Annotated in this window: 5 protein-coding genes; all 5 read left to right on the forward strand. The window is 62.6% G+C overall.

Annotation, left to right across the window (positions count from 1 at the left end):
• Window positions 1-6: 6 nt before the first annotated feature.
• The 5 genes from H096_RS15780 to H096_RS15795 all read left to right on the forward strand — a co-directional run bounded on the left by H096_RS15780 (window position 7) and on the right by H096_RS15795 (window position 5,867).
• Window positions 7-1,527 (forward strand): aldehyde dehydrogenase family protein, encoded by a 1,521-nt coding sequence (locus H096_RS15780; RefSeq protein ID WP_033899788.1) that lies wholly within the window; start codon window positions 7-9, stop codon window positions 1,525-1,527.
• A gap of 118 nt (window positions 1,528-1,645) precedes the next feature.
• Window positions 1,646-1,717, forward strand: a complete 72-nt coding sequence (gene pqqA, locus H096_RS33270; protein ID WP_010209364.1) for a pyrroloquinoline quinone precursor peptide PqqA — start codon at window positions 1,646-1,648, stop codon at window positions 1,715-1,717.
• Window positions 1,718-1,821: 104 nt separating this feature from the next.
• Window positions 1,822-2,985 carry an alcohol dehydrogenase-like regulatory protein ErcA gene (gene ercA, locus H096_RS15785; RefSeq protein WP_033899789.1) on the forward strand — a complete coding sequence of 388 codons (1,164 nt, stop codon included), beginning with the start codon at window positions 1,822-1,824 and terminating at the stop codon, window positions 2,983-2,985.
• Window positions 2,969-4,339, forward strand: a complete 1,371-nt coding sequence (locus H096_RS15790; protein WP_033899790.1) for a hybrid sensor histidine kinase/response regulator — start codon at window positions 2,969-2,971, stop codon at window positions 4,337-4,339. The genes ercA and H096_RS15790 overlap by 17 nt, the downstream gene beginning before the upstream one ends.
• Window positions 4,340-4,403: 64 nt before the next feature.
• The gene (locus tag H096_RS15795; protein WP_033899791.1) at window positions 4,404-5,867 is read left to right on the forward strand and encodes a DASS family sodium-coupled anion symporter; all 1,464 of its coding nucleotides are present in this window, start codon (window positions 4,404-4,406) and stop codon (window positions 5,865-5,867) included.
• Window positions 5,868-6,275: the final 408 nt, after the last annotated feature.

Raw genomic sequence — 6,275 nt, forward strand, 5'->3', positions numbered from 1 at the left:
CTCACCATGATCTACGCCCAACCTGGCACCCCCGGCGCCATCGTCAGCTTCAAGCCGCGCTACGGCAATTACATCGGCGGTGAGTTTGTCGCGCCGATCAAGGGTGAGTACTTCACCAATACTTCGCCGGTGACGGGTGAAGTGATTGCCGAGTTCCCGCGCTCCAGCGCCGCCGATGTCGACAAGGCCCTCGACGCCGCCCACGCCGCCGCCGATGCCTGGGGCAAGACCTCGGCCCAGGACCGTGCCCTGGTGCTGCTGAAAATCGCCGACCGCATCGAGCAACACCTCGAAGTGCTGGCCGTGGCCGAGACCTGGGACAATGGCAAGGCCGTGCGCGAAACCCTCAACGCCGACGTGCCCCTGGCCGCCGACCATTTCCGCTACTTCGCCGGGTGCATCCGCGCCCAGGAAGGCGGCGCCGCTGAGATCAATGAACACACCGCGGCTTATCACTTCCATGAACCCTTGGGCGTGGTCGGGCAGATCATCCCGTGGAATTTTCCGTTGCTGATGGCCGCCTGGAAACTCGCCCCCGCCTTGGCGGCCGGTAATTGCATCGTGCTTAAACCGGCCGAGCAGACGCCGTTGTCGATCATGGTCTTCGCCGAGCTGATCGGCGACCTGCTGCCGCCTGGCGTGCTCAACATCGTGCAGGGCTTTGGCCGCGAAGCCGGGGAGGCGCTGGCCACCAGCAAGCGCATCGCCAAGATCGCCTTCACCGGCTCCACCCCGGTGGGTGCGCACATCATGCATGCGGCCGCCGAGAACATCATTCCGTCCACCGTGGAGTTGGGCGGCAAGTCGCCGAATATCTTCTTCGAAGACATCATGCAGGCCGAGCCGCAATTCATCGAAAAAGCCGCCGAAGGCCTGGTGCTGGCGTTCTTCAACCAGGGCGAAGTGTGCACCTGCCCGTCGCGGGCGCTGGTGCAGGAGTCGATCTACGAGGCGTTCATGGCGGAGGTGATGAAGAAGATCGTCAAGATCAAGCGCGGCAACCCGCTCGACACCGAGACCATGGTCGGTGCCCAGGCGTCCGAGCAGCAATACGACAAGATCCTCTCCTACCTGAAGATCGCCCAGGAGGAGGGCGCGGTGCTGTTGACCGGCGGCGCGGCCGAGCGCTTGGAGGGCGACCTGTCCAGCGGTTATTACATCCAGCCGACCCTGCTCAAAGGCCACAACAAGATGCGCGTGTTCCAGGAGGAAATCTTCGGGCCGGTGGTGGGCGTGACCACCTTCAAGGACGAAGCTGAAGCCTTGGCGATTGCCAACGACAGCGAGTTCGGCCTCGGCGCCGGCCTGTGGACCCGTGACATCAACCGTGCGTACCGCATGGGCCGGGCCATCAAGGCCGGGCGTGTGTGGACCAACTGTTATCACCTGTACCCGGCGCATGCGGCATTTGGTGGGTACAAGAAATCCGGGGTAGGGCGTGAGAACCACAAGATGATGCTCGACCATTACCAACAGACCAAGAACCTGCTGGTGAGCTACGACATCAATCCCTTGGGCTTCTTCTAAGCCATGGGGGGCGACGAATGCACCAATGGGTTCGTTCGAAAGTAGCATTCGCCCCCTCAACTCCCCATGCATTAATGACCCCACCGGAACCCTCCGGCACACCAAGAGGACTGCCCCCATGTGGACCAAACCTGCGTTTACCGACCTGCGTATCGGCTTTGAAGTCACGATGTACTTCGCTAGCCGCTGATCGCGGGAGCGGCTGGAAGGATGCCTCTTTGGTCTGATTGCATTCGCAGCCGGATCGGTTAGTGTGGAGCGCATTCTTCCAAAATAATAAAAACAGGCTTTCCAATGAGCCAGACCCTGAGCCAACTGCGTAAATTCGTCTCGCCTGAAATCATCTTTGGTGCCGGCTGCCGGCACAACGTCGGCAACTACGCCAAGACCTTCGGTGCGCGCAAGGTGCTGGTGGTCAGCGACCCCGGCGTGATCGCCGCCGGTTGGGTGGCCGATGTGGAAGCCAGCCTGCAAGCCCTCGGCATCGACTACTGCCTGTACAGCGCCGTTTCACCCAACCCCCGCGTCGAAGAAGTGATGACCGGCGCCGAGGTGTACCGCGAAAACCATTGCGACGTGATCGTCGCCATCGGCGGCGGCAGCCCCATGGACTGCGGCAAGGCCATCGGCATTGTGGTGGCCCACGGGCGCAGCATTCTTGAGTTCGAGGGCGTCGACACCCTTCGCGTGCCCAGCCCGCCGCTGATCCTGATTCCCACCACTGCCGGCACCTCGGCGGATGTCTCGCAGTTCGTGATCATTTCCAACCAGCAGGAACGCATGAAGTTCTCCATCGTCAGCAAGGCGGTGGTGCCGGACGTGTCGCTGATCGACCCGGAAACCACCGCCAGCATGGACCCGTTCCTGTCTGCCTGCACTGGCATCGACGCGCTGGTGCATGCCATCGAGGCGTTCGTCTCCACCGGCCATGGACCACTCACCGACCCCCATGCGCTGGAAGCGATGCGCCTGATCAATGGCAACCTGGTGCAGATGATCGCCAACCCCACGGACATTGCCCTGCGCGAAAAAATCATGCTCGGCAGCATGCAGGCGGGGCTGGCATTTTCCAATGCGATCCTCGGCGCGGTGCACGCCATGTCCCACAGCCTCGGTGGTTTTCTCGATCTGCCCCACGGCCTGTGCAACGCGGTGCTGGTCGAGCATGTGGTGGCGTTCAACTACAGCTCGGCGCCGGAGCGCTTCAAGGTGATTGCCGAAACCTTTGGCATCGACTGTCGCGGCCTCAATCACCGGCAGATCTGCGGACGGCTGGTGGAGCACCTGATCGCGCTGAAGCACGCCATCGGCTTCCACGAAACCCTCGGTCTGCATGGGGTGCGCGTGGCGGATATTCCGTTCCTGTCCCAGCATGCGATGGGCGACCCGTGCATCCTCACCAACCCGAGGGAGTCGAGCCAGCGTGATGTCGAGGTCGTCTATGGCGAAGCTCTCTGACGACCAGCAGCGCGCGCTCGCGGGGCTGCTGGGGCTCAGCGACCAGTCGGCCCGCAAGAGCCATTACCCGGAGCTCACCGCGCGGTTGGATGAACTGGAGGCCGAGCGCAAGCGTTACATCCGCCTCAACGATGAACTGGAACAACGCGTGGCTGCGCGCACCGATGAGCTGCTGGAGGCCAACCACAACCTGCAACAGCAGATCGCCCAGCGCGAACAGATCGAACAGGACCTGCGCGATGCCCGCGACGCCGCCCAGGCCGCCAACCGCAGCAAGGACAAATACCTCGCCGCCGCCAGCCATGACCTGCTGCAACCACTGAATGCCGCACGGCTGTTGATCGCCACGTTGCGTGAACGGCAGTTGCCCAGTGTCGAACAGGTGCTTGTGGAGCGCACGCACCAGGCGCTGGAAGGCGCCGAGGATTTGCTCACCGACTTGCTGGATATCTCGCGGCTCGACCAGGCGGCGGTCAAACCGGATGTGGCGCTGTATCGCCTCGACGAACTGTTCGCGCCGCTCGTCTCGGAATTCCAATCAGTGGCCCAGGCGACCGGGCTGAACCTGCGGGTGCACACCGGGCGTTATGCGATCAGCACCGACCTGCGGCTGCTGACGCGGATCCTGCGCAATTTCCTCAGCAATGCCTGCCGTTATACCGACGATGGCTGCATCCTGTTGGGCGCACGCCGGCGTGGCCATTGCTTGCGCCTGGAGGTGTGGGACACCGGGCGCGGGATTGCGGCGGACCGGCTGCAGGCGATCTTCCTGGAGTTCAACCAACTCGATGTCGGCCGCGCCTCCGACCGCAAAGGCGTGGGGCTAGGGTTGGCGATTGTCGAGCGGATCGCCGACATCCTGGGGTATCCCATCGCCGTGCGTTCCTGGCCGGGGCGGGGCTCGATGTTCAGCATCGAAGTGCCGTTGAGTGATGAGATGCCGTTGCCGATCAGCCAATTGCCGGTGCAACCGACCACCGGCAATCCGCTGCCGGGGCGGCGTTTGCTGGTGATCGACAACGAAGTGAGCATCCTCGAAAGCATGCGCGCGCTGCTCGGGCAATGGGGCTGTGAAGTGGTCACCGCCACCGATCAGGCCGGCGCGCTGTTGGCCTTGCAGGGCAGGGCGCCGGAGCTGATTTTGGCGGATTACCACCTGGACCATGGCGTGGTGGGTTGTGCGGTGGTCAAGCAGTTGCGCGAGCATTTTGCCTGCAAGATCCCGGCGGTCATTATCACGGCCGATCGCACTGACCAATGCCGCCGTGCGTTGCGTCGCCTGGACGCACCGTTGCTGAACAAACCGGTCAAACCCGGCAAGTTGCGGGCGGTGTTGAGTCAGTTATTGGCCTAGGTCAACAGGTCCCAGATGGTTTTGCCCCATGCTCAAGGCTTGATCTAGAGCCTTGGAGCACCCGATGAGCGCGGCATCCTATAAATTACCCCTGGGCCTGGTGGTCGCCGTGCTGGTGATGGCCGGCGTGCTGCTGTTGCCGCTGCCCGCCGACTTGCCGGTGGCCGGGCATCGCATGCTGGCAATCCTCGCGTTTGCCGTGGTGGTATGGATCACCGAGGCGGTGTCCTATGAAGCCAGCGCGATCATGATCACCTCGTTGATAGCCTTTCTGCTCGGCACCGCGCCGTCGCTGCAAGACCCTACCCATTTTATCGGCAGCAGCCCGGCCATCAGCATGGCGCTGACCGGCTTCTCCAACCCGGCGCTGGCGCTGGTGGCGGGGGCATTGTTTATCGCCGCCGCCATGACCCACATCGGCCTGGACCGGCGCATCGCCCTGGTCACCCTGAGCCGCGTCGGCACCAGCACCCGACGCATCCTGCTGGGGGCGATTGCGGTGACTATTTTGCTCAGCCTGGTGGTGCCCAGCGCCACGGCGCGCAGTGCTTGCGTGGTGCCGATCATGATGGGCGTGATCGCTGCGTTCGGCGTGGACAAGCGCTCGAACATTGCCGCCGGCATCATGATCGTGGTGGCCCAGGGCACCAGCATCTGGAACGTTGGCATCCAGACCGCCGCCGCGCAGAACCTGCTGACCGTTGGCTTTATGGACAAGATGCTTGGTCAGCGCGTGTCGTGGATCGACTGGCTGATCGCGGGGGCGCCGTGGGCGTTGATCATGTCGGCGGTGTTGCTGTTCCTGGTGCTCAAATTGTTGCCGCCGGAGACCGACAGCATTCCCGGTGGCAAGGAGGCGGTGGCGCAATCGCTGGTAGATATCGGGCCGATGACCGGGCCGCAGAAGCGCCTGTTGACGGTGTCGGTGATGTTGCTGCTGGCCTGGGCTACGGAAGGGCGTTTGCACAGTTTTGACACCACCTCGACCACGTACGCGGGGTTGGTGTTGCTGTTGCTGCCGGGTATCGGCGTGATGACCTGGAAAGATGTGCAGTCGCGGATCCCGTGGGGCACGGTGATTGTGTTCGGGGTGGGCATCAGCCTGGGCACGGCGCTGTTGACCACCCAGGCGGGGCAGTGGTTGGGGGCTGCGGTGGTGGCGCACACGGGGTTGGATCAGGTGGGGCCGCTGGGGGTGTTTGCGATTCTGGGGGCGTTTTTGATTGTGATTCATTTGGGGTTTGCCAGTGCGACGGCGTTGACCTCGGCGCTGCTGCCGATTTTGATTGCGGTGTTGCAGACGTTGCCGGGGGAGTTCAGTCGGCTGGGGATGACGATGCTGTTGGGGTTTGTGATGAGTTATGGGTTTATTCTGCCGATCAATGCGCCGCAGAATATGGTGTGTCTGGGGACGGGGACGTTTACGGCGCGGCAGTTTGCCAAGGTGGGGGTTTTGGTGACGCTTGTTGGTTATTTGTTGATGTTGGTGTTTGCGGTGACTTACTGGAGTTGGTTGGGGTGGGTTTGATGGGGTTGGGTTGGGTTTGATTGGGTTGGGTGTATATCCGTTATTTGGGTAACGGCTACTTATGGTTCCGCTCTTACAGCGGCTCACTTTTGGAAGAGCGCAAAAGTAAGCAAAACGCTCTTGCCCCAACACTCGGCACCTCGCCTAGGCTCGGTGTGCCCTCACTCCGGCTTGAATCCGTGGGCCGCCGCGATGGGCCATCCTTGGCCCAGCGCGGCTAACCCGGCGTCCTGCCGGGTTACCCACGGATTCAAGCCTGCGTTCGGCCAGCGTGTTTAACGGGGCGCCTAAGATCAAAATCAAAAGCAAAAGCGCGGCGGCCTGGTAGCCGACCGGTTTCTGGAAGCCGGTCTCAGTTTTAAATGTGGGAGCGGGCTTGCTCGCGAAGGCGGCGTGTCAGCGATTACA

This window comes from Pseudomonas sp. FH1 (genome assembly GCF_000510895.2).
GTDB classification, from domain to species: domain Bacteria; phylum Pseudomonadota; class Gammaproteobacteria; order Pseudomonadales; family Pseudomonadaceae; genus Aquipseudomonas; species Aquipseudomonas azotoformans_A.

Bases quoted from the DNA above. Each gene is read 5' to 3' on its own strand.
- H096_RS15780 (WP_033899788.1), top strand. From the start codon at position 7: ATGATCTACGCCCAACCTGGCACCCCCGGCGCCATCGTCAGCTTCAAG.
- ercA (WP_033899789.1), top strand. From the start codon at position 1,822: ATGAGCCAGACCCTGAGCCAACTGCGTAAATTCGTCTCGCCTGAAATC.
- H096_RS15790 (WP_033899790.1), top strand. From the start codon at position 2,969: ATGGCGAAGCTCTCTGACGACCAGCAGCGCGCGCTCGCGGGGCTGCTG.
- H096_RS15795 (WP_033899791.1), top strand. From the start codon at position 4,404: ATGAGCGCGGCATCCTATAAATTACCCCTGGGCCTGGTGGTCGCCGTG.